This window comes from Sphingobium sp. B11D3A (assembly GCF_025961695.1).
Lineage (GTDB): Bacteria > Pseudomonadota > Alphaproteobacteria > Sphingomonadales > Sphingomonadaceae > Sphingobium.
On the sequence record NZ_JAOQOE010000001.1, the window covers coordinates 1521545 to 1546115 of the forward strand.

Annotated in this window: 22 protein-coding genes; 15 read left to right on the top strand and 7 right to left on the bottom strand. The window is 65.2% G+C overall.

From position 1 onward, the window contains the following. Nucleotides 1-29: 29 nt before the first annotated feature. The gene (locus M2332_RS07255) at nucleotides 30-1358 is read left to right on the top strand and encodes an MFS transporter (RefSeq protein WP_264573522.1); all 1329 of its coding nucleotides are present in this window, start codon (nucleotides 30-32) and stop codon (nucleotides 1356-1358) included. Nucleotides 1359-1379: 21 nt separating this feature from the next. On the opposite strand, the gene M2332_RS07260 is transcribed toward M2332_RS07255, so the two are convergent. Further along, nucleotides 1380-2687, bottom strand: a complete 1308-nt coding sequence (locus M2332_RS07260; RefSeq protein ID WP_264573523.1) for a sugar MFS transporter — start codon at nucleotides 2685-2687, stop codon at nucleotides 1380-1382. A 167-nt stretch (nucleotides 2688-2854) separates the two neighbouring features. Between M2332_RS07260 and M2332_RS07265 the strand changes: the two genes are divergently transcribed. The 4 genes from M2332_RS07265 to M2332_RS07280 all read left to right on the top strand — a co-directional run bounded on the left by M2332_RS07265 (nucleotide 2855) and on the right by M2332_RS07280 (nucleotide 9072). Next, nucleotides 2855-3970: an aldose epimerase family protein gene (locus M2332_RS07265; protein WP_264573524.1), complete on the top strand. Its 1116-nt coding sequence runs from the start codon at nucleotides 2855-2857 to the stop codon at nucleotides 3968-3970. Then, nucleotides 3967-5763 carry an IlvD/Edd family dehydratase gene (locus tag M2332_RS07270; RefSeq protein WP_264573525.1) on the top strand — a complete coding sequence of 599 codons (1797 nt, stop codon included), beginning with the start codon at nucleotides 3967-3969 and terminating at the stop codon, nucleotides 5761-5763. Before M2332_RS07265 ends, M2332_RS07270 begins: the two co-directional genes overlap by 4 nt. Before the next feature lie 18 nt (nucleotides 5764-5781). Next, nucleotides 5782-6639 carry an SMP-30/gluconolactonase/LRE family protein gene (locus tag M2332_RS07275; protein ID WP_264573526.1) on the top strand — a complete coding sequence of 286 codons (858 nt, stop codon included), beginning with the start codon at nucleotides 5782-5784 and terminating at the stop codon, nucleotides 6637-6639. Nucleotides 6640-6768: 129 nt separating this feature from the next. Continuing rightward, complete coding sequence (locus M2332_RS07280) at nucleotides 6769-9072, top strand: arylsulfatase (protein WP_264573527.1); 2304 nt, start codon at nucleotides 6769-6771, stop codon at nucleotides 9070-9072. A 68-nt stretch (nucleotides 9073-9140) separates the two neighbouring features. Here the strand turns inward: M2332_RS07280 and M2332_RS07285 are convergent, their stop codons facing one another. Beyond that, nucleotides 9141-9377, bottom strand: coding sequence for a twin transmembrane helix small protein (locus M2332_RS07285; protein WP_181560534.1), 237 nt, complete (start codon nucleotides 9375-9377; stop codon nucleotides 9141-9143). Between the two features lie 24 nt (nucleotides 9378-9401). Further along, nucleotides 9402-10292, bottom strand: coding sequence for a tRNA glutamyl-Q(34) synthetase GluQRS (gene gluQRS / locus M2332_RS07290; protein ID WP_264573528.1), 891 nt, complete (start codon nucleotides 10290-10292; stop codon nucleotides 9402-9404). Nucleotides 10293-10388: 96 nt separating this feature from the next. Between gluQRS and M2332_RS07295 the strand changes: the two genes are divergently transcribed. Together M2332_RS07295 and murA are read left to right on the top strand one after the other, a co-directional pair. Further along, on the top strand, nucleotides 10389-10955 hold the full coding sequence (locus M2332_RS07295) for an HNH endonuclease (RefSeq protein ID WP_264573529.1): 567 nt from the start codon (nucleotides 10389-10391) through the stop codon (nucleotides 10953-10955). A 62-nt stretch (nucleotides 10956-11017) separates the two neighbouring features. Then, a complete protein-coding gene (gene murA / locus M2332_RS07300) occupies nucleotides 11018-12301 on the top strand; it encodes a UDP-N-acetylglucosamine 1-carboxyvinyltransferase (protein ID WP_264573530.1) in 1284 nt (427 codons plus the stop codon). Nucleotides 12302-12668: 367 nt separating this feature from the next. Here the strand turns inward: murA and M2332_RS07305 are convergent, their stop codons facing one another. After that, on the bottom strand, nucleotides 12669-14120 hold the full coding sequence (locus M2332_RS07305) for a sigma-54-dependent transcriptional regulator (RefSeq protein WP_264571218.1): 1452 nt from the start codon (nucleotides 14118-14120) through the stop codon (nucleotides 12669-12671). A 147-nt stretch (nucleotides 14121-14267) separates the two neighbouring features. Here M2332_RS07305 and M2332_RS07310 point away from each other — a divergent pair, with 147 nt between their 5' ends. The 8 genes from M2332_RS07310 (at nucleotide 14268) to M2332_RS07345 (ending at nucleotide 19678) form a co-directional block, all read left to right on the top strand. Then, on the top strand, nucleotides 14268-14390 hold the full coding sequence (locus tag M2332_RS07310) for an aa3-type cytochrome c oxidase subunit IV (protein WP_264573531.1): 123 nt from the start codon (nucleotides 14268-14270) through the stop codon (nucleotides 14388-14390). Between the two features lie 23 nt (nucleotides 14391-14413). Beyond that, complete coding sequence (locus M2332_RS07315) at nucleotides 14414-15550, top strand: Re/Si-specific NAD(P)(+) transhydrogenase subunit alpha (protein ID WP_264573532.1); 1137 nt, start codon at nucleotides 14414-14416, stop codon at nucleotides 15548-15550. Between the two features lie 24 nt (nucleotides 15551-15574). Next, a complete protein-coding gene (locus M2332_RS07320; RefSeq protein ID WP_264573533.1) occupies nucleotides 15575-15859 on the top strand; it encodes an NAD(P) transhydrogenase subunit alpha in 285 nt (94 codons plus the stop codon). Next, entirely contained in the window at nucleotides 15859-17277 is a 1419-nt protein-coding gene (locus tag M2332_RS07325) for an NAD(P)(+) transhydrogenase (Re/Si-specific) subunit beta (RefSeq protein WP_264573534.1), read from the top strand. Before M2332_RS07320 ends, M2332_RS07325 begins: the two co-directional genes overlap by 1 nt. Nucleotides 17278-17296: 19 nt before the next feature. Then, the gene (locus M2332_RS07330) at nucleotides 17297-17992 is read left to right on the top strand and encodes an aspartate/glutamate racemase family protein (protein ID WP_264573535.1); all 696 of its coding nucleotides are present in this window, start codon (nucleotides 17297-17299) and stop codon (nucleotides 17990-17992) included. 89 nt (nucleotides 17993-18081) lie between these two features. Beyond that, nucleotides 18082-18678, top strand: a complete 597-nt coding sequence (locus M2332_RS07335) for a nuclear transport factor 2 family protein (protein ID WP_264573536.1) — start codon at nucleotides 18082-18084, stop codon at nucleotides 18676-18678. Nucleotides 18679-18700: 22 nt separating this feature from the next. Next, nucleotides 18701-19237 (top strand): nuclear transport factor 2 family protein, encoded by a 537-nt coding sequence (locus M2332_RS07340; RefSeq protein ID WP_264573537.1) that lies wholly within the window; start codon nucleotides 18701-18703, stop codon nucleotides 19235-19237. Nucleotides 19238-19252: 15 nt separating this feature from the next. Next, a complete protein-coding gene (locus M2332_RS07345; protein ID WP_264573538.1) occupies nucleotides 19253-19678 on the top strand; it encodes a VOC family protein in 426 nt (141 codons plus the stop codon). Between the two features lie 154 nt (nucleotides 19679-19832). On the opposite strand, the gene lon is transcribed toward M2332_RS07345, so the two are convergent. The 3 genes from lon to M2332_RS07360 all read right to left on the bottom strand — a co-directional run bounded on the left by lon (nucleotide 19833) and on the right by M2332_RS07360 (nucleotide 24405). Continuing rightward, nucleotides 19833-22277: an endopeptidase La gene (gene lon / locus M2332_RS07350; RefSeq protein WP_264573539.1), complete on the bottom strand. Its 2445-nt coding sequence runs from the start codon at nucleotides 22275-22277 to the stop codon at nucleotides 19833-19835. Next, the gene (locus M2332_RS07355; RefSeq protein ID WP_264573540.1) at nucleotides 22277-22693 is read right to left on the bottom strand and encodes an Hsp20/alpha crystallin family protein; all 417 of its coding nucleotides are present in this window, start codon (nucleotides 22691-22693) and stop codon (nucleotides 22277-22279) included. Before M2332_RS07355 ends, lon begins: the two co-directional genes overlap by 1 nt. A gap of 116 nt (nucleotides 22694-22809) precedes the next feature. Further along, on the bottom strand, nucleotides 22810-24405 hold the full coding sequence (locus tag M2332_RS07360) for an AbgT family transporter (protein ID WP_264573541.1): 1596 nt from the start codon (nucleotides 24403-24405) through the stop codon (nucleotides 22810-22812). Nucleotides 24406-24571: the final 166 nt, after the last annotated feature.

The window sequence follows — 24571 nt, forward strand, 5'->3', positions numbered from 1 at the left end:
GACATCCAGCGCCGGCAGGGAGAGGCGCGATGAGTCAAACCACGAGTCTGTTGGCAGGCCGGCTTCGCTGGGGCGTCCTCGCCGTGCTGTTTGGCGTCACCGTCATCAATTATGCGGACCGGGCGATCCTCTCGCTGGCAGCGCCCCTGATGACGCGCGATCTCGATATCGATCCGCTGCAACTCGGCATCGTCTTCTCGGCCTTTGGCTGGTCCTATGTCGCGGCGCAGCTCCCCGGCGGATGGTTGCTCGACAGATTTGGCGTTCGCCGGGTCTATCTCGTTGCCATTGTGGGCTGGTCGCTGTTCACGGCCACGCAGGGCCTGGTGGTGTTCCTCTCCGGCGCCGCCGCCATCACCGCGCTCTTTCTGCTCCGGCTCCTCGTTGGTCTGGCCGAAGCCCCGTCCTTCCCCGGTAATGCGCGGATCGTCGCCAGCTGGTTCCCGGCCAGCGAACGCGGCCGCGCCACCGCCATTTTCACCTCCGCGCAATATTGCGCCACGATCCTGTTCGCGCCCATCATGGCCTGGATCATCGGGGTCATCGGCTGGCCAGAGGTCTTCCTGTTCATGGGCGGGGTCGGGCTGGTCGCGGCCACGGCCTGGGCGCGCACGGTCCACGAGCCGCATCGTCACCCGCGCATCCAGCCCGCAGAGCTGGCACTGATCGTCGATGGCGGCGCCTTGATCGAAAAGGCCGAACCGGCAGGCCGGCCGGATGGCGAGACGGCGCGGCACGTGCGGGCCCTCATTCTCGCCCCGTCGCTCTGGGGGCTTTATCTCCACCAATTCTGCGTGAACGCCCTCACCTATTTCTTCATCACCTGGTTCCCGGTCTATCTCGTGCAGGAGCGTGGCCTCTCGATTATCGAGACCGGGCTGATGACCGCCATTCCATCGATCTGCGGCTTCCTTGGCGGCTTGCTGGGCGGCCTGTGGTCGGACTGGCTGCTCAAGCGCGGGCATAGCCTCACGCTGGCCCGCAAACTCCCCATTGTCACCGGCATGATGGGTTCGCTCGCCATTCTCGGCTGCAATTACACCAGCGCGCAAACCATGATCATGATCTTCATGAGCCTGGCCTTTTTCGGCAAGGGCTTCGGCGCGCTGGGATGGGCCGTCATGTCCGATATCGCGCCACCCGGTGCGGCCGGCTTGAGCGGCGGCATCTTCAACATGTTCGGCAACATGTCGTCCATCGTGACGCCGATCGTGATCGGCTTCATTCTGCAGGAGACGCAATCTTTCGAGCTGGTATTGATCTTCCTCGCCGGCTGCGGCTTCACGGCCGCCTTCAGCCTGCTCTTCCTGTTCGGCAAGGTCGAGCGCATGAAAGCGCTCGCCCCTGCCGCTGGATAACCCGAAACAATTTAGTCAGAGTTATTCATCGATCGGCTGCGGCTCGGGCAAGGCGTTGGTCGGCTTCGCCCCCCACAACGCATAGAACAGCACGTAGAGTTCGCACGCCGCCGTCAGCATGAAGGACATTTGCAGGCCATAGCTGTCCGCCAGCCAGCCCTGCACGATGACCAGCGCGCCGCCGGCAATTGCCATGATCAGCAAGCCCGAGCCTTCCTCGGTCAGCGGCCCCAGCCCCTTGATGCCGAGCGTGAAGATGGTCGGGAACATGATCGAGTGGAAGAAGCCCACAAGGATCAAGGCCCACATCGCTGCCGGGCCGGTGGTGAAGACCGTCACCAGCATCACCACAAAGGCACCGATGGAGAAGGCCGCCAGCACTGTCTCCGCCGGAATCTTCTGCATGATCGCCGAGCCGACGAAGCGGCCGACCATCATCCCGCCCCACAGGAAGGTGAGGTAGCGACCGGCCTGCTCATGGGTGAGGTTGGCGATGTGCGGCTGACTGACGAAGTTGACGAACAGATTGGCGACGCCGATCTCGGCAATCAAATAAATGAAGATCGCCGGCACGCCGAACACCAGATTGCGGTGCCGCCAGAGCGAGTGGTTGCGGCGCTCCTCCTTGCTCGCGCGATTGGCGGCCGACCCCATGGCGGGCAACGGAAAGCGCGCAATGACGATGGCGAGCACGATCAGCACGACCGCGACGAGGCCATAAGGCAGGATCACCGATTGCGCATCGGCAAGGCGCTCCGCCTGAGTGAGCACAACGCCCGCTTCCGCCGTGCCGCCCTTGGAGCGACCGAGGATCAGATAGGCGCCGAACAAGGGCGCGAACATGGTGCCCGCCGAGTTCATGGCCTGCACGAGATTGAGGCGGGAGGATGCCGTTTCCGGCGATCCGACCACCGCAACATAGGGATTGGCAGCCACCTGGAGCAGCGTGATGCCGCTCGCGATCACAAAGAGCATGACGAGGGTGACGCCATAAGACGGCAGGCTGGCGGCGAGCATCATGCCCAGCGACCCCGCCGCCATCACCAGCAAACCGACGACCAGCGATTTCTGATAACCGATCCGCTTGATCAGCCAGGCTGATGGGATCGACGCGACGAAATAGGCAATGAACCAGACCGATTCGATTAGCGTCGTCTGCGTATAATTGAGATCGAACACGCTGCGCAGATGCGGCAGCAGCGTGTTGTTGATGACGGTGATGAAACCCCACATGAAAAACAGGCTGGCCAACAGCACCAGGGCCGGGGTGTAATTGACCCCGCCGCTGTCCCTGCTCACCCCATTTGCAACCCCTGCCGGTCCGGCCATCGGCTCCATCCCCTCATCAATTTTACCGAGGCGTTTTCGCCGGAATGTCGGCTTGCGTCAATGTCATTTGTCTGACTATAAACCCGCACAGTGCGGACAGAGACAAAAGGATTGGGGCAGGGATGCGACGTGCATATTGGATAGCGATCATCTCCGGAACACTGGCGATGGCGATGCCGGTTTCCGTGGTTCAGGCCGCCGAGGCGCACCGCGCAGCTGCCGGCGCTCTGGCCGATGGCACCGCGATTGAGGCGATCACGCTCAAGAACGCGCAAGGCGTGGAAGCAAAGATCATCACTTATGGCGCCACGCTGCAGTCGCTGCTCGTCCCCGGGCGCGACGGCAAGCGGGCCGATGTGGTGCTCGGCTTCGACAATGCGGCCCAATATGAGGCGCACCCCAATTATCTCGGTGTTACCGTCGGGCGGTTCGCCAACCGCATCGCCAATGGCCGGTTCGCGCTGGATGGCAAGACCTACCAGCTGACGCAAAATGACGGGACCAATTCGCTGCATGGCGGCGGCAAGGGCTTCGATCGCGCCGTATGGAAGATCGTCTCGGTGGAGAGCGGCCCGACCGCGCGCGTCGTGCTCGCCCATGTCAGCCCGGATGGCGATGCCGGCTACCCCGGCAAGCTGGACGTCACCACCACTTACACGCTGGATGAGAATGGCGCGCTCGGCATTACCTTCGAGGCCAGGACGGACAAGCCGACCATCGTGAACATGACCAACCACGCGCTGTTCAACATGGCCGGCGAGGAGTCACCCGGCGGCGCGCTCGACCAGTTGCTGACCATTCCGGCCAAGGCCTTCACGCCCGTCGATGCCAAACTGATCCCCACCGGCGAGTTGCGGCCGGTGGCCGGCACGCCGTTCGATTTTCGTAAGCCCCGCCGCATCGCGCAGGACATTCGCGATGGCCGGGACGACCAGATCCGCGCCGGCCGCGGCTATGACCATAATTTCGCGCTCGACAAGGGCGTGACGGCCAAGCCCGAACTGGCCGCCCGCCTTGAAGACCCCGCCTCCGGGCGCGTCCTCGAAGTGCTGACGACCGAGCCGGGCGTGCAATTCTACGCCGGGAATTTCCTGGATGGCACAGTCCCCGGCAAGAGCAGCCGCCTGTATCGCATGGGGGATGGCATCGCGCTCGAACCGCAGAAATTCCCGGATGCGCCGAACCATCCCGATTTCATTTCCGCCCGCGTTGATCCCGGCAAGCCCTACCGGCATGCCATGATCTACCGCGTTTCAATCCAGCAGGGCACGCACCACAAATGACAGACCCAAAGGGCTCGCGCCTGCGCTCGCGCGCATGGTTCGACAATGACGACAATATCGACATGACGGCGCTCTATCTGGAGCGTTACCTGAATTTCGGGCTCAGCCTCGAGGAACTCCGCTCGGGCAAGCCGATCATCGGCATCGCCCAGACCGGCAGCGACCTCTCGCCCTGCAACCGCCACCATCTCGTGCTGGCCGAGCGGGTGCGCGAGGGCATTCGCGAGGCCGGCGGCATCGCCATCGAATTCCCCGTCCACCCCATTCAGGAGACGGGCAAGCGACCGACAGCCGGGCTGGACCGCAACCTCGCCTATCTTGGCCTGGTCGAGGCGCTGTACGGCTACCCGTTCGATGGCGTGGTGCTGACCACCGGCTGCGACAAGACCACGCCCGCCGCGCTGATGGCCGCAGCCACGGTGAACATTCCCGCGATTGCGCTCTCCGTTGGCCCGATGCTCAATGGCTGGCATGAGGGCGAGCGCACCGGATCCGGCACCATCGTGTGGAAAGCGCGGCAGATGCTCGCCGCCGGCGAAATCGACGATGAGGGCTTCATCAAGCTCGTCGCCTCCTCGGCCCCCTCGACCGGTTATTGCAACACCATGGGCACGGCGACGACCATGAACAGCCTTGCCGAGGCGCTGGGCATGATGCTGCCCGGCTCCGCCGCCATTCCCGCGCCCTATCGCGACCGGCAGGAAGTCGCCTGGCGCACCGGCAAGCGCATTGTCGAGATGGTAGCCGAAGACCTCAAGCCCTCGGACATTCTGACGCTCGATGCCTTCCACAATGCCATCGTGGTCAATTCGGCCATCGGCGGCTCGACCAATGCGCCCATCCACCTCGCCGCGATCGCGCGTCATATCGGCGTGGACCTGCCGCTCAAGGATTGGGAGCGGCTCGGCCACAAGGTGCCGCTGCTGGTCAACCTCCAGCCGGCCGGCGAATATCTGGGCGAGGATTATTATCGCGCTGGCGGCGTGCCCGCCGTGGTCGCGCAGCTCATCCGCCATGGCCTGATCCGCGAAGGCGCGCTGACCGTGAACGGCGTTACGATGGGCGAGAATTGCCGGGATGCGCGGATCATGGACGAGCGCGTCATCCATCCGTTCGAGCAGCCGCTGGTCGAGGACGCCGGCTTTCTGGTGATGAGCGGCAATCTGTTCGATGCCGCGATCATGAAGACCAGCGTGATCAGCCAGGAGTTTCGCGACCGCTACCTCTCCAACCCCGACGCGCCGGGCGTGTTCGAAGGCCCCGCCATCGTGTTCGACGGGCCGGAGGATTATCACAAGCGCATCGATGATCCGGCCACGGGCATTACCGAGAACACCCTGCTCTTCATGCGCGGCGCCGGTCCCATCGGCTATCCCGGCGCGGCGGAGGTGGTGAACATGCGACCGCCGGCCTATCTCATCACGGAAGGGATCAGTGCCCTCCCCTGCATCGGCGACGGGCGCCAGTCCGGCACCAGCGCCAGCCCGTCGATCCTCAATGCCAGCCCGGAAGCGGCGGCTATGGGCGGACTCGCCCTGCTGCGCGACGGCGACCGGGTGCGCATGGACCTGAATGCCTGCACGGTGGATGTGCTGATCTCCGACACTGAGCTTGCCGAGCGGCGTGAAGCCCTGATGGCCAAGGGTGGCTATGCCTATCCCGCGTCCCAGACCCCATGGCAGGACATCCAGCGTTCGCTCGTCGGGCAGCTGGATAAGGGCGCAATTCTGGAAGGCAGCGAGCAGTTCCAGCGCATCGCGCAAACCCGGGGCCTGCCGCGCGACAATCACTAAGGCCGAAAGGGCAGCAAGATGACGGGCTGGCGGATCGTCGAGCGCGACGTGCGCGACGAGCTTGGCGAGGGAACGCTGTGGAGCGCGCGCGACAACGCGCTCTACTGGACGGACATTCTCGCGCCGGCGCTCAACCGGCTCTCGCTCGCCGATGGCACGGTCGACCGCTGGGCGATGCCCGAGCGGCTGGGCTGGGTGGTGGAGCGCGATCAGGGCGGTTTCATTGCCGGTTTCGCGAGCGGCTTTGCGCGGCTCTCGCTCGGTCCGCTGATCATCGAGCCGATCGGCAACCCCGAGCCGCATCTGCCGGACAATCGCATGAACGACGGCAAGGCCGATGCCGGCGGGACGATCTGGTGCGGCACCATGCACAGCCGGATCGAGGGTGAAAGCGGTACGCTCTACCGGTTCACGCCGGATGGTCGCTGGACGCCGATGGACAGCGGCTACACCGTCACCAACGGCCCCGCCTTCTCGACCTGCGGCCGCTGGCTCTACCATACCGACACCATGCGCGGCCTCATCTACCGGTTCGCGCGCACGCCCGATGGTGGCATCGCCGACCGCGAGGTCTTCGTCCGCTTTGGCGAAGGAGATGGCGGGCCGGACGGCATGACTGTCGATGCCGAGGACGGGCTGTGGGTCGCGCATTGGGGGGCCGGCCGGGTGAGCCGCTTTTGGCCGGATGGCACGCTGGATCACAGCATTGCGCTACCCGCCTCCCAGATCACCAATATCGCCTTTGCCGGTGAACGGCTCGACCGAATGTTCGTCACCTCTGCGGCAACCGGCCTGCCTCCGTCCGACTATGATGGCGCCCTGTTCGAGATCGAGACGCGGTTCAAGGGTATCGCGCCGGGCCTCTTTCCGGCCTGACATCGACGCCAAGCCTCATCCGTCCTGCCCTGATCCTATTAGCGAGTGGCTATAACTTATAGCCTCACAGGCCGTTGCTTCTACCTGCCTCTCCGCATGACAAGGTGGTTCAAAATAGGGAGAGGAACGATGAGCTATTCAAGGAAGATGGCGTCCAAAGCCGCGTGGCATGGCGCCAGCCGGCTGATTATCGCGGCATGTGCGGGCCTTGGGCTTTCCGCCGCGATGGCACAACAAGGCGCGAATTCGCAGCAGGGGTCGCCGCCGGTCGGCCCTGACTGGACCTATTATCCCCAGCCGACCAAGGCCCCCAAGGGCGCCCCCAATATCATCCTCGTGCTTATGGACGATGTGGGCTTCAGCGCCTCCACCTCTTATGGCGGGCCCATTCCGACGCCGGTGTTCGACAGTCTCGCTGCCTCCGGCCTGCGCTACACGCGCTTCCACACCACCGCCATGTGCTCGCCGACGCGCGCCGCATTGCTCACCGGCCGCAACCACCATGCCGTCGGCAACGCTTCGATCTCCAACGTGTCAATCGATGCCCCGGGCTACACCTCCGTGATGCCGGACAGCGCCGCGACGCTGGGCCGGGTGCTGCGCGACAATGGCTATGACACGTCGTGGTTCGGCAAGAACCACAATATCCCCGACTGGGAAACCGGGCCGATGGGACCGTTCAAGCGCTGGCCGATCGGTCTGGGCTTCGATTATTTCTACGGGTTCAACGGTGCGGGCGCCGACCAGTTCAACCCGACCATTGTCGAGAATATCAACCCCGTGCGGCGCGACCGGACGGACGATAATTATATCTTCGACCGCGATATGACCGACAAGATGCTGGGCTGGCTGGGCGCGCAGCAGGCGCAGGACCCGAACAAGCCCTTCTTCCTGTATGTCGCGCCCGGCGCCATGCACGGCCCGCAGCAGGCCCCGGCCGATTGGGTGGCCAAGTTCAAGGGCAAGTTCGACATGGGCTGGGACAAGATGCGCGACCAGATTTTCGCGCGTCAGAAGGCCATGGGCATCATCCCCAAGGACGCCCGCATGGCGCCACCGCTGCCCGGCGTGCCGCGCTGGGATAGCCTGCCCGCCGACCAGAAGGCGCTCTACGCGCATATGATGGAAGTGGCCGCCGCGCAGCTTGCCTTCTTCGACAATCAACTGGGTCGCGTGATCGAGCGGGTGCGTCAGGATGGCGAGTTGGACAACACGCTGGTGATCTTCATCAACGGCGATAACGGCGCGGCGCTGCACAATATGTACGGCTCGATCAACGCTTACTCGCAGTTCGCCGGCATCAAGGAAACGCCCGAGACGCTGCTGCCGCAGAAGGACAAGTTCGGTACGGAGGAGAGCTTCGGCAACTATCCGGTCGGCTGGGGCTATGCGCTCAACACGCCCTACCCATGGGGCAAGACGGTCGCCTCCCAGCTCGGTGGGTTGCGTGTGGGGATGGTCGTCTCCTGGCCTGACAAGATCAAGGACAAAGGCGGCATTCGCACCCAGTTTAGCCATGTCATCGACATCGCGCCGACCATCTATGACGTGGTGGGGATCACCCCGCCGGCCATGGTGGACGGTGTGGCCCAGCAGCCGATCGACGGCATTTCGATGAAGTACAGTTTCGATGCCCCCAAGGCCCCGTCGCAACGGCGTGAGCAGTATTTCGAGATGCTGGGGAGCCGCGGTTATTACAAGGATGGCTGGTTCGCCGGGACCGAGGTCAATTGGGAACCATGGGGACCGAACAAGACCGACCCGACCAAGGCCGGCTGGGAGTTGTATAATCTCAACGAGGACTGGTCGCAGACCCGTAATGTCGCCGCGCAATATCCCGACAAGCTGGCCGAACTGAAGGCGGACTTCGAGGCGGCGGCCCAGAAGTTCCATGTCTATCCGCTCTCGGCCGACTTCTTCGAGCGGCTGAACTACAAATATCGCCCCAACGCCCTCGCGCCCGAGCGGACGCGCACTTATTATACGAGCGACATCCGCTATCCGGCCGTGACCTTCCCGGAACTCAACCCCAACTGGACTGCCGAAGCCCGCGTCAAACTTAGCGGCTCAGCGGTGAGTGGGCCGATCTTGACTCAAGGCGCCAAGTTCGCGGGTTACACCCTCGCGATGGAGAACGGCGTCCCGGTCTTCACCTACAACCCCTCGGGCCGCGCGCAGGAACGCAAGATTCTGCGTGGCACCCAGGCGCTCGGTGCGGGCGACCATGTGATCACCGCCCAGATCGCCCCGGCGAGCGAAGGGCTGACGATCTCGCTGCTGGTCGACGGCAAGTCGCAAGCAACGGCGTCGATCCCCCGCGTCATCAAGATCGTGACCGGCGAAGCGATGATCGGCCACGCGCTGATCGATGATCGCACGGGGCCGCTGAACTTCCCCGATACGATCGAGAAGGTGACGATCACCAGCTACTGAGACCAACACTTGCCCATGGCCGCCTGCCTATCGGTGGGCGGCCATGTCATTTGGGGTATGCAGGCCGCTTAGCGGCCGCTGTTGACCAGCAGCAAAATGGCCACGATCAGGATCGCGAGTGCCTGGAAGGTCACGCGGCCCATCATCGCCTTGTTCTGGCGCAGGCTGGACTGGCTCGGGCCGGTGCCATCGCCTTTCAGCTCCGCCTCGGTCGTGCGCAGGAACGTCACGATGCCGCGAACGAGCATGAAAAGTGCGCCTAGCATGGCGAGCACCAGCAGGATGATCATGAGGGCATTGCCCATAGCTTGTCTCCTTGTGGCCCCGATTTAGGAGGCTTCGACCCTGATTCCAACCGGAAAGCGGCCAGCCCGCAAATCTTCGGCGAGCGCCGGCCCGGAAAGGCCCTGATCGCGCAGGTCCGCGAGGCTCAGGCCATCGGCGCGCTTGGCAAGGCGCTTGCCCGCCGCATCCACGATCAGCCGGTGATGCCGGTAGCGCGGACTGGGCAGGCCGAGCAGCGCCTGCAGGGCGCGATGGGCGTGGGTGGAGGCGAACACGTCCCGCCCCCGGATGACATGCGTGACGCCCTGTGCCGCATCGTCCACCACCACAGCAAGATGATAGCTGGCCGGCCGGTCCCGCCCCTTGATGATCAGGTCGCCCAGCGCATCCGGCTCGACCGGGACCGTACCGGCAAAATCGTCCTGCCAGACCAGCGGACCGGTGCGCGCCAGCGCCGCGCCCATATCCAGCCGCCAGCTATGCGGATCGCCCGCCGCGATCCGTGCCGCGCGCTCGTCCAACGACAGCGCGCGGCAGGTGCCGGGATAGAGCGGCCCGTCGGCGCCATGGGGGGCGTGCAGGCTCGCGGCCAGTTCCCGCGCGATATCGCCGCGCGTGCAGAAGCAGGGATAGACGACGCCCGATGCCTTGAGTCGCTCCAGCGCCTGCTCATAGGCATCGAAGCGCGTCGACTGGATCATCAGCCCGTCCCAGCCGATGCCGAGCCAGCGCAAGTCTTCGTAAATGCCCTCGGTAAATTCGGGCCGGCAGCGGGTGACGTCGGTATCCTCGATGCGCAGCAGGAAGGTGCCGGCATTTTCCCGCGCGAAGTCATGAGCCTGCAACGCCGACCAGCCATGGCCGATGTGCAGGCGCCCGGTCGGGCTCGGCGCGAAACGGGTCACCACATGTCGTGGAGAGTCGTTTTCCATCATACAAGGCCTTGACGAAGACTCATCGTCTCTGCTGTCATATGCACGTCACGCTTCTCTTGGAGAGAGTGCGGCGAAACGAAAGGGGCAAGAGCGCGCATGTATCATCCCGATCGAATACGCCATCCAGAAAATTGCCCGGCGCTCGTGTTGAACGCCGACTACACCCCGCTTTCTTATTATCCGCTGAGCCTCTGGCCCTGGCAAACCGCCATCAAGGCGGTTTTTTTGGATCGGGTGGACATCGTCTCCAGCTATGAGCAGGAAGTTCATTCGCCGAGTTTCCAGATGCAAATCCCCTCGGTGATCGCGCTCAAGCAATATGTGCGGCCGAGCGAGCATCCCGCCTTCACCCGCTTCAACCTCTTCCTGCGCGACAAATTCTCCTGCCAGTATTGCGGATCAACCAAGGATCTCACTTTCGATCATGTCGTGCCGCGCCGCGCGGGTGGCCGCACGACCTGGGAGAATGTCGCCACCGCCTGCTCGCCGTGCAACCTCAGGAAAGGTGGACGCACCCCGCGCGAGGCGCATATGCCGCTGCGCCAAATGCCGATCCGCCCGACGACCTGGCAATTGCAGGACCATGGCCGCGCCTTCCCGCCCAACCATCTGCACGAGAGCTGGCACGACTGGCTCTATTGGGATGTCGAACTGCTGGCCTGAGCCAGGGAACCCGTCTCCGCCCTGCCCCTTGCACGCGGCTCTGGAGCCGCTAAGAAGCCGCGATGGACCGTATCCTCATCCGCGGCGGCAAGCCGCTCTCCGGCAAACTCCCTATCTCCGGCGCGAAGAACGCCGCGCTGACGCTGCTGCCTTGCGCGCTGCTGACCGAGGAACCGGTGACCCTGCGCAACCTGCCCCGCCTGGCGGACGTGGACAGCTTCGGCCATCTGCTCAACCAGCTTGGCGTCTCGACCACCATCGAGGGATCGCGGCAGGAAGATTTCGGCCGGGTGATGACGCTCAAGGCCGCGCGCGTCACCTCGTCGGTCGCGCCCTATGACATCGTGCGCAAGATGCGCGCCTCCATCGTTGTGCTGGGGCCACTGCTGGCGCGCACCGGCGAGGCGACCGTTTCGTTGCCCGGCGGCTGCGCGATCGGCAATCGCCCCATCGACTTCCACCTGCGCGCGTTCGAGACGCTGGGCGCGACGATCGAGATGGCCAATGGCTATGTCCGCGCCATTGCGCCGGATGGTGGCCTTAAGGGCGCGCTCGTCACCCTGCCCTTCCCCTCGGTCGGCGCCACCGAGAACACGCTGATGGCCGCCGCGCTCGCCAATGGCGAGACGATCATCGAGAATGCCGCGCGCGAGCCTGAGATTGTCGACCTGTGCGGCCTGCTTGTCGCCATGGGTTGCGAGATCGAGGGCATCGGTACGGACCGGATCGTCATCCACGGCAAGCAGCGCCTCTATGGCACCACCTATCGGGTGATGGCAGACCGCATCGAGGCGGGAAGCTATGCCTGCGCCGCTGCGATCACCGGCGGGGAGCTGGATCTGATCGGTGCCAATGCCGACGACATGCACGCGATCCTCAAGGGCCTGCGCGATGCCGGCGTCCACATTGAGGAAAGCAAGACCGGCATCAAGGTCGCGGCCGATGGCCCGCTCAAGCCGCTGACGCTGACCACCGCGCCGCACCCCGGCTTCCCCACCGACATGCAGGCGCAATTCATGGCGATGCTGACCCTGGCCGGTGGCGCGAGCGTGCTCACAGAGACGATCTTCGAGAACCGCTATATGCACGTGCCCGAGCTGGCCCGCATGGGTGCGGATATCACCGTGAACGGCCGCACCGCCGTGGTGCGCGGCGTCGAGAAGCTGACCGGCGCCCCCGTGATGGCGACCGACCTGCGCGCCTCAATGAGCCTGATCCTGGCCGGCCTCGCCGCACAGGGCGAAACCGTAGTGAGCCGCGTCTACCATCTCGACCGGGGCTATGAGCGGCTGGAAGAGAAACTGAGCGCAGTCGGCGCCGACATCGAGCGCGACAGCGACGGGTAAGCGCGCGTGGGGCCGTACAGTCCCCGACTGAGTGACGTTTGCAGACAGACCCAGATCCTCCTTGAGCGTGCTCGAGGAGGGGGACCGCCGGCAAAACCGGTGGTGGAGGGGTCATAATCCGACGCTTCGCATCAGCCCCTCCACCATTTGCTGCGCAAACGGTCCCCCTCCCCATGCAGACATGGGGCGGAACTTGGAAGGCTGCTGCGAACTTCCCCTTTTCGTCATTCCCGCGAACGCGGGAATCCAAGGGCGCCTGCGCAGTGCGGCTGGATTCTGGATTCCCGCGTTCGCGGGAATGACGGTGATTGAAATCGGCGGATGACTCTGCCGCCGATCTTACCGGCAAAGGACTAGAGCGGCCCTCTCAGGCCGCCGTATCGATGCCCAGTTCGGCCAGCTTGCGATACAGCGTCGAGCGGCCGATGCCGAGGCGACGCGCCACTTCCGTCATGCGGCCGCGATAATGGCCGATGGCGAGGCGAATGACGTCGGCCTCGATATCAGCCAACGCGCGCAAATGGCCGTTCGGCTCGTAGAGCGTGACGCCAATGCCACTTTCCTGCGCGTTGCGGACCATGGGCGTGACCTGCCCGTTCTCGCGCCGCACCGGCTCGCTCTGGTTGAGTTTGCCGGAGAGTTGCGGGAAATCCGCGGCTGTAAGAGCATCCCCCTCGCACAGCACAGCCGCGCGGAAGAGCGTGTTGTGCAACTGACGGACATTGCCCGGCCAATCGTGCAGGGCGAGCAGGTTGATCGCCTCATTGGTGATGCCGAGGCTGCGCATCCCCGGCTGCGCCACCACGCGCTCCAGCAAATGACGCGCCAGCGCGGGGATATCGCCGCGACGATCCCGCAGCGGCGGAATGGTCAGCTGGACGACGTTGAGGCGGTAATAAAGGTCTTCGCGGAAGCGTCCCGCCTCCACCTCGTCAAGCAGGCGCTTGTTGGTCGCCGCGATCACGCGGACGTCGACCTGACTGGGCAGGCGCGCGCCGACGGGCTGAATCTCGCCATCCTGCAGCACGCGCAGCAGCTTGACCTGCGCATCGAGCGGCAATTCGCTGATCTCATCGAGGAAAATGGTGCCGCCATTGGCGGTGCTGAACTTGCCGACATGCCGATCGAACGCGCCGGTAAAGGCGCCGCGTTCGTGACCGAACAGGTCCGATTCGACCAGATTGGACGGAATCGCGCCGCAATTGACCGTCACCATCGGCGCGCGGGCGCGCGGACTGGCGGCGTGGATGGCGTGGGCGATGACTTCCTTGCCGACACCGCTTTCCCCCTCGATGAGAATGGGCACGCGGGCACGCGCCGCCTTGGCGGCGATGGCGAGGGCAGAGCGGAAGGTGGGCGAGGAGCCGACAATCTCGTCGAAGCCGAGCGGTGCGCGGTTCTTCTCGGTGAGCGGGCGCAGTTCACCCGCGCTGCCTGAATGGTTGAGCGCCGCCTGCAGCGCGCTCAGGAAACTGTCCGGCGCGATCGGCTTGATCAGGAAATCATGGGCGCCGGCCCGCATCGCATCCACCGCCCGCTCGGCAGAGCCATTGGCGGTGATGACCAGAACCGGCAATTGCGGGCGACGGACGCCGATGGCGCGGATGAGGTCGCTGGCCTCGCCTTCCTGCGTCCAGTCGTCGATCATCACGGCATTGATGCGCGCGCCTTCACGGGAATCGAGCAGCTCGAGCGCATCCTCGGCCGTGCTCGCGCTCATCGCACGCCAGCCTGCCCGATGCGCCATGGCAATATTGAGTCGGCGCTGCGCCGGCTCGTCGTCGACCAGCAGCAGAACAGGATTTTCGGGATCGGTCATGCTCTCTTCCGCTCGTTGCAGCCGCCGGAATTAAAGAGCGGGGGTAAAGAGGCTGTTAAGCCGACCTGTCTTTGCGGCAAGCTGCTTGAGGCCGCCAAATAATGCCGCTAGGACATTGCGAAGACGACAATCTGGAACAGGATAGCCATGGCGCACGAACAGGACATGAATCAGGCAACCGGCAGCTACAGCGGCTTCGTGGCGCTGATGAAGTGGGGCACGATTCTCAGCGCAATCGCCGCGCTCATCGTCATCATGATCATCGCCTGACCCCTCCGAACGGGGGGATGTTCATGAAAATCGCCGTCATTCGCGAGACCGCCGCTGGCGAGCGGCGCGTGGCCGCGTCGCCCGAAACCGTCCGCAAGTTCAAGGCGCTCGGTGCGGAGCTGGCGGTGGAAACGGGCGCGGGCCTGTCTGCCAGCGTCTCCGATGCGGAGTATGAGGCCGCTGGCGCTACGGTGACCGACCGGGCTGCCACGGTGCAGAACGCGGGCATTATCCTGTGCGTGCAGGGACCGGATCCCGAGAGCATTGCGGGCGCGGCGCCGGGCGCATGGCTGGTCGGATCGCTCAACCCATTTGGCGAGCGCGCGCGGATCGACCGTTATGCGGCCGCCGGGCTGGAAGCGCTGGCCATGGAGTTCATGCCGCGCATCACCCGCGCGCAGAGCATGGACATTCTCTCCTCCCAGTCCAACCTCTCGGGCTACAAGGCGGTGCTGGACGCCGCCGCCGAATATGGCCGCGCCTTCCCGATGATGATGACGGCGGCCGGCACCGTGTCCGCCGCACGTGTCTTCGTGATGGGTGTGGGCGTCGCGGGCCTGCAGGCCATCGCCACCGCCCGCCGGCTCGGCGCGCAGGTGAGCGCGACGGACGTGCGCGCCGCGACAAAGGAACAGATCGAATCGCTCGGCGCCAAGCCGATCTTCGTCGATGCGGTGAAGGGCATCGAAGGCGAAGGCAGCGGCGGCTATGCCACCGAAATGTCGCCGGAATATCAGAAGGCGCAGGCCGAGCTGGTCTCCAGCCATATCTCCAAGCAGGACATCGTCATCACCACCGCGCTGATCCCTGGCCGCGCGGCGCCGCGCCTGATCTCGGACGCCCAGATCGCCACGATGAAGCCGGGCAGCGTGATCGTGGACCTGGCCGTCGAGCAGGGCGGCAATGTCGAGGGCGCGGTGCCAGGCGAAATCGCCCTGCGCCATGGCGTGAAGATCGTCGGCCACCGCAACATGCCCTCGCGCCTCGCGGCGGACACTTCCGCGCTGTTCGCGCGCAATCTCTACAATTTCCTGTCCGCTTATTGGGACAAGGACGCCAATGCGCCGGTGCTGCCGGATGACGACGAGATCGTGAAAGGCATCCGCGTCACCCAAGGCGGCAAGGTGGTGAATGAGAGGCTGCAGACAAGCAGCACCTAGTCTCCATGGGAGGGGACCAGAATCATGGACTTCATTGCGATTCTTTCGATTTTCGTGCTGGCCTGCTTCGTCGGCTATTATGTCGTGTGGTCGGTCACGCCCGCGCTGCATACGCCGCTGATGGCGGTGACCAACGCGATTTCCTCGGTCATCATCGTCGGCGCGCTCATCGCGGCGGCGGAGGCTGGCAATCCGCTGGCTGAGTGGCTGGGGCTGATCGGTGTGGTGCTGGCCTCGATCAACATCTTCGGGGGCTTTGCCGTGACCGAGCGGATGCTGGCGATGTACAAGAAGAAGGAGCGCAAGTGATGCTGGCGTTCCTGCCTGTCGGGCCTCTGGCGGCCCTCGCCTATCTCATTTCCGGCGTGCTGTTCATTCTGGCGCTGCGCGGCCTTTCCAACCCGGAGAGCAGCCGGCGCGGCAATCGCTTCGGCATGCTCGGCATGTTCATCGCGGTGGGCACCACCGTGGCGACGCATGATGCGGTGGCGATGCCGCGCATCGGCGTGGCGATCATCATCGGCGGCGTGCTCGGTTTCGTGATCGCGCGGCGGATTGCCATGACGGCCATGCCGCAGCTCGTCGCGGCCTTTCACAGCCTTGTCGGCCTTGCCGCCGTGCTGGTCGGCGTCGCCGCCTTCCTCAGCCCGGTGTCCTTCGGCATTGCTGACGAGCTGACCGGCGCGATCCATGCCGCCAGCCGCATCGAGATGGCGCTGGGCGTGGCGATCGGCGCGATCACTTTCTCGGGCTCGGTCATCGCCTTCCTCAAGCTCAACGGCAATATGAGCGGCAAGCCCATCCTGCTGCCGGGGCGCCACATCATCAACATCGGCACGCTGCTGGCGATCCTCTTCTTCACCTACGGCTTCTGGCACAGCCAGGCGCCGATGGACTTCTGGATTATCCTCGTCCTCGCCTTCGTCATTGGCTTCCTGCTCATCATCCCCATTGGCGGGGCCGACATGCCGGTCGTGGTCTCGATGCTGAACAGCTATTCGGGCTGGGCCGCCGCTGCGATGGGCTTCACACTGGGCAATAGCGCGATGATCATCACCGGGGCGCTGGTCGGCTCTTCCGGTGCGATCCTGAGCTACATCATGTGCAAGGCGATGAACCGCAGCTTCCTGTCCGTGATCGCCGGCGGGTTCGGCGCAGAAGCAGCGAGCGGCGATGGCGAGGCCAAGGAGCAGCGCCCGTGGAAGCGCGGCAGCGCGGAAGACGCGGCGTTCCTGATGAAGCAGGCAGATAGCGTCATCATCGTGCCGGGCTATGGCATGGCCGTCTCCCAGGCGCAGCACGCGCTGCGCGAGATGGGCGATATCCTCAAGGCGGCGGGCGTCAGCGTCAAATATGCCATCCACCCGGTGGCAGGCCGCATGCCCGGCCATATGAACGTGCTGCTGGCCGAAGCGAATGTGCCTTATGACGAGGTGTTCGAGCTGGAGGACATCAACAGCGAGTTCGCGCAGACCGACGTTGCCTTCGTCATCGGCGCCAATGACGTGACCAATCCCGCGGCCAAGACGGACAAGTCCTCGCCGATCTATGGTATGCCCATCCTCGATGTGGCCAATGCCAAGACCGTGCTGTTCGTGAAGCGCTCCATGGGCGGCGTGGGCTATGCGGGGGTGGACAATGACGTCTTCTACATGGACAACACGATGATGCTGCTCGCCGATGCCAAGAAGATGGTCGAAGAGATCGTCAAGTCGCTCGGGCACTGACACGCAAGATGGAGTTTTGATGCGCAAGCTTGGACTGATCGGTGGCATCTCCTGGACGTCCACGGCCCGCTATTACGACCTCATCAACCGCTCCGTGCAGCGCGAGCTGGGCGGGCTGCACAGCGCGACCCTGCTGATCGACAGCCTCGACTTTGCCGATGTCGCCCGCTGCGCTTCGGCCAATGACTGGGATTGCGGCGCCGGCCACATGGTCGGCGCAGCCAAGCGCCTGCAGGCGGCCGGCGCAGAAGCGCTGATGATCTGCGCCAACAGCCTGCACAAGGTGGTGCCGCAGATCGATGCATCGGTGGACTTGCCGGTGATCCACATCATCGACGAGATCGGTGCGCGGCTGAAGGCGGACAAGGTGAAATCGGTCGCGCTGGTCGGCACCAGCAATGTCATGAGCGACCGCGATTATCGTCAGCATCTGGTGCAAGAGGGCGGCGTCTCACTGCTGCCCGCCGAGGCCGATCTGGCCGAGGGCATCGACAAGCTCGTCTATACCGAGCTGGCAGCCGGCATCATCACCCGCGAGGCCGAGCGCTACATGAAGACCGAGCTGACCAACATCGCCAAGGAGGATGTGCAGGCCGTGGTCCTGGCCTGCACGGAGCTCGACCTGATCGTGGACGTGAACGCCAATGTGCTGCCGATCTACGACAGCACGACCATCCATGCCGAGGCCGGCGCCCGCTTCGTGCTGGGCAAATAGCCGGACCGCTTTGGGCTTGTGCCGGGGTTCGCGCCGGGCGATACATACGGTCCTAATGGTTTAAAAGACCAAGCGAGAGGATCTGCCCGATGCGAGTCTCCCCGACCAAGATCTCGTTGCCTTTGATCGCCGCTGCGCTGCTGTTGAGCACCGCGCCTGCCCATGCCCAGATGCGGGCACTCAATGACGCGGTGGTGGCGCATCCCGACCCCGAATCGCTGTTCACGAGTCCCGACCCAAAGCTGCATCGCAACAAGCAGGCCGCACTCAAGATCGTGAAGGAGCTGCTGGAGGCCAATCACTGGGACCGCGCGCCGCTGTACCTCACCGATCGCTACATCCAGCATAATCCGATGGCGGGTTCAGGCCTCAAGGCCGTGATGGACTTCTTCATGAACGTCGCCAAGCGCACGCCCACGCCGATCCCTGAGAAGATGAAGACGCCGGTGGTGGCGGTGCAGGCCGAGGGTGATTTTGTGACGGTCAGCTTCGTGCGGGAAGTGCCCTATCCCAACGATCCTTCCAAGACCTACACGACGACCTGGTTCGACATGTGGCGCTTTGTCGATGGCAAGGCCGACGAGCATTGGGACCCGGCGACGCTGCCCGCCGCCCCGCCGCCCGCCGCAGCCCCGACGGCCGCGCCCGCCGCGCCGTCCCAGCCCGTGCCGCCGCCGGCCGGCTGAATCATAAACAGGGAGAGGACAAATGACGACACGCACAACTCTGACCGGCGTGGCGCTGAGCGCACTCATGCTGGTCGCTCAGCCTGCCCCGCTGCTCGCGCAACATGCCGGGCATGGCGATCAGGCCGATCACGCCCGCATCCTGCAGGAAGTGCAGGACCGCACCCAGATCGAGAAGCTGATGTGGGATTATGTGCGCGCGGCCGACAGCTTGAATGCCGAGGCCTATGCCGCGCAGTTCACGCCCGACGGCGCGTTCAACGACGTCAAGGGCAGCGAGGCGCTGCGCAAGATGATCACCGCCATGAAGACCAGCCAAGAGGAGCGCCGGGCCAAGGGCGAGCATATCGGCGCGATGCACCACATGATGAGCAACCAGACCATCACCTTCATCGACCGCGACCATGCGCAGGTGAATTACTACTGGCAGACGGTGTTCGCCGACCGCGCGCTCAATCCTCCGCCGCGCCTCGCCGCCGCCGGTCGCGGACGCGACGACGTGGTGCGCGTTAACGGCAAGTGGCTGATCCAGCTGCGCAATGTCGCGGTAAAGGACTGACAGCGGAGGCCGCCCGTGCAGCAACAGATCGCCGTCATCACGCTGGGCATCGGCGATCTAGCACGCGCGCGGCGCTTTTATAGCGTGGGTTTCGGCTGGACGCCGGTGTACGAGGGGGAGGACATCCTCTTCTACCAGATGAACGGCTTCGTCCTCGGGCTTTGGGCGAAGGACGCGTTGGCGCAGGACATGCAGCGTCCGGTGGCTGGCCATGGCGCTGCTTCGGTGGCGCTGGCGCATAATGTCGCGACGCAAGCGGAGGTCGCGCCGCTGATTGCCCGGCTTGTCGAAGCGGGCGGCGAACTGCTGCGTGCCGCCGACGCGCCGCCCCATGGCGGGATGCGCGGCTATGTTGCCGATCCGGACGGCCATGCCTGGGAGATTGCTTGGAATCCGGCCTGGCCGATCGATGCCGAGGGGCGCGTGACCTTCGCGCTTTGAATGGGGGTTAAGCTGTTTGTGCGCGCCTTAGCCCCTCCCCTTCAGAGGAGGGGTTGGGGTAGGGCTCAACCACCACGGATGTTCGCAATGCGAGCGATGCTGCGCATCGCCACCACCCCCTTCCCCTCCCCTGAAGGGGAGGGGCTGATGGACGTCAGGCGTCCGTCGGCTCGGCAGGCTCCTTGGCAAGCAAGATCGGATCGTCCAGCCCCGCCGCGAGCGCATCCTCGACTGTCTCCAGCCAGATGAACTCCAGCTTCTCCCGCGCATTGGCGGGAATGTCGTCATAGTCGCGCTTGTTACGGGCGGGGAGCATGACGCGGGTGATGCCGGCACTCGCGGCGGCGACGACCTTCTCCTTGATACCGCCTACCGGCAGCACAAGACCGCGCAGGGAAATCTCCCCGGTCATCGAGGTATCGCTGCGCACCGTGCGGCCGGTGAGCAGGGAGGTGAGCGCCATGAACATGGCGACGCCCGCGCTTGGCCCGTCCTTGGGCGTGGCGCCGGCGGGGACATGGACGTGAATGTCGCTCTTCTCCAACAGCTCCGCCGAGACGCCGAGGCTGTCGGCTCGGCTCTTGAGCAAGCTCAGCGCCGCCTGCGCGCTTTCCTTCATCACGTCGCCGAGCTGGCCGGTGAGGATGAGCCGGCCGGAGCCGGACATCTTCGTTGCCTCAATGAACAGGATGTCGCCGCCGACGGGCGTCCAGGCCATGCCGGTGGCCACGCCGGGCACGCTGGTGCGCTGCGCCACCTCATTCTCGAAGATGCGGTCGCCCAGCACCTCGTGCAGATCATCGACGTCGATGGAGACCTGCGCGGCGCTGCCCTCGGCAATCCGCACGGCGGCGTTGCGGATGGTCTTGCCGATCTCCCGCTCCAGGTTCCGCACGCCCGCCTCGCGGGTGTAGTAGCGGATGATCTCGCTCAGCACGGCATCGTCCACCGTCACCTGCTCGGCCGTGACACCATTGGCGGCGAGTTGGCGCGCGACGAGATAGCGCTGGGCAATCGCCAGCTTCTCATCCTCGGTATAGCCCGAGAGGGTGATGATCTCCATGCGGTCGCGCAGCGGGCCGGGGATCGTGTCCAGCATGTTGGCCGTGGCGATGAACACCACGCGCGAGAGATCGAACGGCACGCCGAGATAATTGTCCCGGAAGCTGCCATTCTGCTCGGGGTCGAGCACTTCGAGCATGGCGGCGGAGGGATCTCCCTGCACACCGCGCCCCATCTTGTCGATCTCGTCCAGCATGATGACGCAATCGCGCCGCCCGGCCTTGCGGATCGCCTGGATGATGTTGCCGGGCATGGCGCCGACATAGGTCCGGCGGTGGCCGCGGATCTCGGACTCGTCATGCACGCCGCCCAGGCTCACCCGCTCGAACGGGCGCCCCATGGCCCGCGCGATGGACTGGCCGAGCGAGGTCTTGCCGACGCCGGGCGGGCCGGCGAAGCACAGGATCGGCGCCTTGCCGCCGGGCGCGAGCTTGCGCACGGCGAGATATTCGACGATCCGCCGCTTGATCTTGTCGAGGCCATAATGATCCGCATCGAGCGTCTCGCGCGCCTTAGCGATGTCGATGGGCTGCTCTTCGGGAATGTCCCAGGGCAGTTCCGTCAGCCAGTCGAGATAGGTGCGGATGATGCCATGCTCGGCGGCGGCCTCGGGCATCCGCTCGAGCCGCCGCAACTCCTTGCGCGCTTCCTTCTCGACCGCCTCGGGCATCTTGGCGGCCTCGATCTTCTCGGTCAGCTCCGCGATCTCCGCCGCGCGGCCATCATCCTCGCCGAGCTGGCGCTGGATCGCGGCCATCTGCTCGCGCAGGATCGCCTCGCGCTGGCGGCTGGTCAGCGTCTCCTGCACGTCCTTGCCGATCTCGGCTGAGAGGCGCAGCACCTGCAGGCGCTGCTCCAGCAGCCGTGAGACACGGTCCAGCCGCGCCGGCAGCGAGACAGTCTCCAGCAGTTCCTGCTTCTGGGTGGTGTCCACGTCCAGATAGGCGGAAACGGTATCGGCCAGCGTCGAGGCCGACGCGATGTTCTGGATCGCCTCGGCCAGACCCTGCGGCGCCTGCGGCAGCAGCTGCACGGTCTCCAGCGCCTGCTTGCGCACATGGATCAGCCGCGCCTCGACGTCCGGCGTCTTGTCCTCCTGCTCGGCGAGCTTCTCGACCCGCGCGACCATGAACGGCCAGCCTTCCAGAAACTCGACAATGCGAAAGCGCGTTTCGCCCTGCAGGATGAGGTGATGGGTGTCATCGGGCGCTGTCACATAGCGCAGCACATTGGCGAGCGTGCCCATGGCGTGCATGTCCGCAGGGACGGGGGCGTCGACGCCCGCATCGCGCTGGGTGAGCACGCCAATCGGCAGGCTCTCGCGCACCGCAGCCTGTGCGGCGTTGACCGAGATGGCCCGGCTGAGCGCCAGCGGCATCACCACATCAGGGAACAGCACGAAGCCGCGCACGGGGACGATGATGATCGCATCCTCCGGCAGCGGGCGGAAAGGCTGCGTCTCGCCGGGCGCGGCGCCCTGGGGCTGCGCGGCGCCGGTGGACGTGGGATTGGCGGTGTTCGTGGTCAGAACGTCCATCAGAAGCGGCCTCCATCGACCTTGCTGAGCGTAACGAGCAGGCAGCCATTCACGGCGGCGCGACGCACGCCTTGATACTGGCCGCCGGGGAGCGGCAGGCGGCGCTCGAAGCGGCCCTGCGGCAATTCGAGGCGATGAATGCGCGCGGTGCGCAGCTCCGGCGGCAGGATGCGCTGGCCGCGCACGATGAGCACGCCATCCTCGATGAACGCCTCCGCCTTCTCGGCATCGACGCCGGGCAGCGCCACGATGACCAGCACCTCATGCGCCGTCTCGATCATGTCGGCGGGTGGCTCCCAGGCCGGCGGACCGCTGGCGGCGCGGACGGGCGCATAATTCTGCTGCTGGAGGCGCTGCATACGATCCAGCAGGTCGACCGCATCGGCCCACATCCAGTGCCTGTTCCGCGAAGTCATGCGCGCCCTCTTCCCCTTGGGTCACCGGGCGAGATGCGCGGCGTGCATCCAATAAGGTTGCTCGCCGGGCCGATTTCAAGCCCGGCAGAAGGGCGCGGGGAAAGCCCAGGCAGCAATCAGCTGCCGGGCAGCACCGCAGGCAGATGCACGGGCGCGTTCGGCCCGAGCGGTAGGTCGAGGAGCGTCCAGCCGGCGAGCAGTGCCCCGCCAAAGAGCAGCAGCCAGAGGGAATAAGGCAGCATGACCGCCGCAAGGCTGCCAAGGCCGAAGCTCGGCACCCAGCGCTGGCAATAAATGAGGATCAGCGGGAAATAGACCATCAGCGGCGAGATGATGTTGGTCGCCCCATCGCCGACGCGATAGGCGGCCGTCGTCGTCTCCGCACTGATCCCGAGCAGCATCAGCATCGGCACCAGCACCGGGGCGAGCAGCGCCCATTTTGCGCTGGCCGAGCCCACGAACAGATTGAGCACGGTGGTAAACAGCACGATCAGGAGCAGCAGCACCGGCGTCGGCAAGGCGACGGCCTGCAGACCGCCGGCGCCGTGAATCGCGAAGATGAGGCCGAGATTGGACCAGCCGAACATCGCCACGAAATGCGCCGCCGCGAAGGCGAGGACGAGATAATAAGCAAGGTCGCCCATCGCCCCGCTCATCATCTTCACCACGTCGCGATGATCGGCGATGGTGCCCGCCGCCTTGCCATAGGCCCAGCCGCCGGCAAGGAAGAGCAGGAAGAAGCCGCCGACCAGCGACTGGTAGAAGGGCGTCAGTCGCGCCTCCGGCACCGCTGCATTTGCATCGACCAGTGGCGCACCCGGCATCAGCGCCATGATCGCCCAGAGTGCGACCACCGCCAGCATCGCCAGGCCGCCGTGGCGCAGGCCCTTGCGCTGCGCGGTGGTGAGGCGCTGTTCGGCGGTGGCATCCGGCGTGCCCGCAATCATCGCCGCCTCGCCCTGCGGCACATAGCCGCCAAGGCGTGGCTCGATGATCCGGTCGGTGACGTACCAGATGACCGGGATGTAGAGGATGAGCAAAGCGGCCATGAAGAACCAGTTGCCGGCAATGTTCATCTGCCAGTCGGCATCCAGCAACTGCGCGGCCTGCTGGGTGATGCCGAAGAGCAGCGCGTCGAGCTGGCCGGGCAGGAGATTGGCCGAGAAGCCGCCGGACACGCCGGCAAAGGCGGCCGCGATCCCGGCGACGGGATGGCGACCGGCCGCCGCATAGATGATGCCGGCCAGCGGTACGAGCACGACATAGGCCGCATCTGCGGCGAGATTGCCCATCATGGCGACGAAGGCGACCATCGGCGTCAGCAGCATCGCCGGTGCATTGGCGACGCTGGCGCGCATGGCAGTGCCGAACAGGCCGGAGCGCTCGGCCACGCCCGCGCCGAGCATCACCACCAGCACATAGCCGAGTGGGTGGAAATGGGTGAAGGTGGCGGGCATCTCGACCCACAGGCGGCGGATATTCTCCGCGCCGAGCAGGCTCTGGGCGGTGATCGTTACCGGCGCGCCGGTTTGCGCATCGACCTGCGTCGGGTGCACGGCCGACAGGCCGGCCAGCGCGGCGACGAGCGAGATCAGTACCAGCGCGAGGATCAGGTAGAAGAAGATGAACACCGGATCGGGCAGCTTGTTGCCCGTCCGCTCGATCCAGCCGAGGATACCCTTTGGTGCGCTGTCCGTCCCCGCCTGTGCCACGAGCCCTCGCTATGTGATTGTGATCGCTTGGCTTGTGCTAACCCGACGGCGCGAGTGGGGCAAGGCGGGTGGTGGGCTGGAGGCGATCCAGTGCTCCTGCGAAAGCAGGAGCCTCGGGCAGATAAGGTGGTCGGTTGGGCCTTGGGCTCCTGCTTCCGCAGGAGCA

Bases quoted from the DNA above. Each gene is read 5' to 3' on its own strand.
- M2332_RS07355 (WP_264573540.1), bottom strand. From the start codon at position 22,693: ATGACTTCGCGGAACAGGCACTGGATGTGGGCCGATGCGGTCGACCTG.
- M2332_RS07260 (WP_264573523.1), bottom strand. From the start codon at position 2,687: ATGGCCGGACCGGCAGGGGTTGCAAATGGGGTGAGCAGGGACAGCGGC.
- M2332_RS07305 (WP_264571218.1), bottom strand. From the start codon at position 14,120: ATGACCGATCCCGAAAATCCTGTTCTGCTGCTGGTCGACGACGAGCCG.
- lon (WP_264573539.1), bottom strand. From the start codon at position 22,277: ATGGACGTTCTGACCACGAACACCGCCAATCCCACGTCCACCGGCGCC.
- M2332_RS07285 (WP_181560534.1), bottom strand. From the start codon at position 9,377: ATGGGCAATGCCCTCATGATCATCCTGCTGGTGCTCGCCATGCTAGGC.
- gluQRS (WP_264573528.1), bottom strand. From the start codon at position 10,292: ATGATGGAAAACGACTCTCCACGACATGTGGTGACCCGTTTCGCGCCG.
- M2332_RS07255 (WP_264573522.1), top strand. From the start codon at position 30: ATGAGTCAAACCACGAGTCTGTTGGCAGGCCGGCTTCGCTGGGGCGTC.
- murA (WP_264573530.1), top strand. From the start codon at position 11,018: ATGGACCGTATCCTCATCCGCGGCGGCAAGCCGCTCTCCGGCAAACTC.
- M2332_RS07270 (WP_264573525.1), top strand. From the start codon at position 3,967: ATGACAGACCCAAAGGGCTCGCGCCTGCGCTCGCGCGCATGGTTCGAC.
- M2332_RS07280 (WP_264573527.1), top strand. From the start codon at position 6,769: ATGAGCTATTCAAGGAAGATGGCGTCCAAAGCCGCGTGGCATGGCGCC.
- M2332_RS07295 (WP_264573529.1), top strand. From the start codon at position 10,389: ATGTATCATCCCGATCGAATACGCCATCCAGAAAATTGCCCGGCGCTC.
- M2332_RS07330 (WP_264573535.1), top strand. From the start codon at position 17,297: ATGCGCAAGCTTGGACTGATCGGTGGCATCTCCTGGACGTCCACGGCC.
- M2332_RS07265 (WP_264573524.1), top strand. From the start codon at position 2,855: ATGGCGATGCCGGTTTCCGTGGTTCAGGCCGCCGAGGCGCACCGCGCA.
- M2332_RS07310 (WP_264573531.1), top strand. From the start codon at position 14,268: ATGGCGCACGAACAGGACATGAATCAGGCAACCGGCAGCTACAGCGGC.
- M2332_RS07335 (WP_264573536.1), top strand. From the start codon at position 18,082: ATGCGAGTCTCCCCGACCAAGATCTCGTTGCCTTTGATCGCCGCTGCG.
- M2332_RS07325 (WP_264573534.1), top strand. From the start codon at position 15,859: ATGCTGGCGTTCCTGCCTGTCGGGCCTCTGGCGGCCCTCGCCTATCTC.
- M2332_RS07320 (WP_264573533.1), top strand. From the start codon at position 15,575: ATGGACTTCATTGCGATTCTTTCGATTTTCGTGCTGGCCTGCTTCGTC.
- M2332_RS07340 (WP_264573537.1), top strand. From the start codon at position 18,701: ATGACGACACGCACAACTCTGACCGGCGTGGCGCTGAGCGCACTCATG.
- M2332_RS07275 (WP_264573526.1), top strand. From the start codon at position 5,782: ATGACGGGCTGGCGGATCGTCGAGCGCGACGTGCGCGACGAGCTTGGC.
- M2332_RS07315 (WP_264573532.1), top strand. From the start codon at position 14,414: ATGAAAATCGCCGTCATTCGCGAGACCGCCGCTGGCGAGCGGCGCGTG.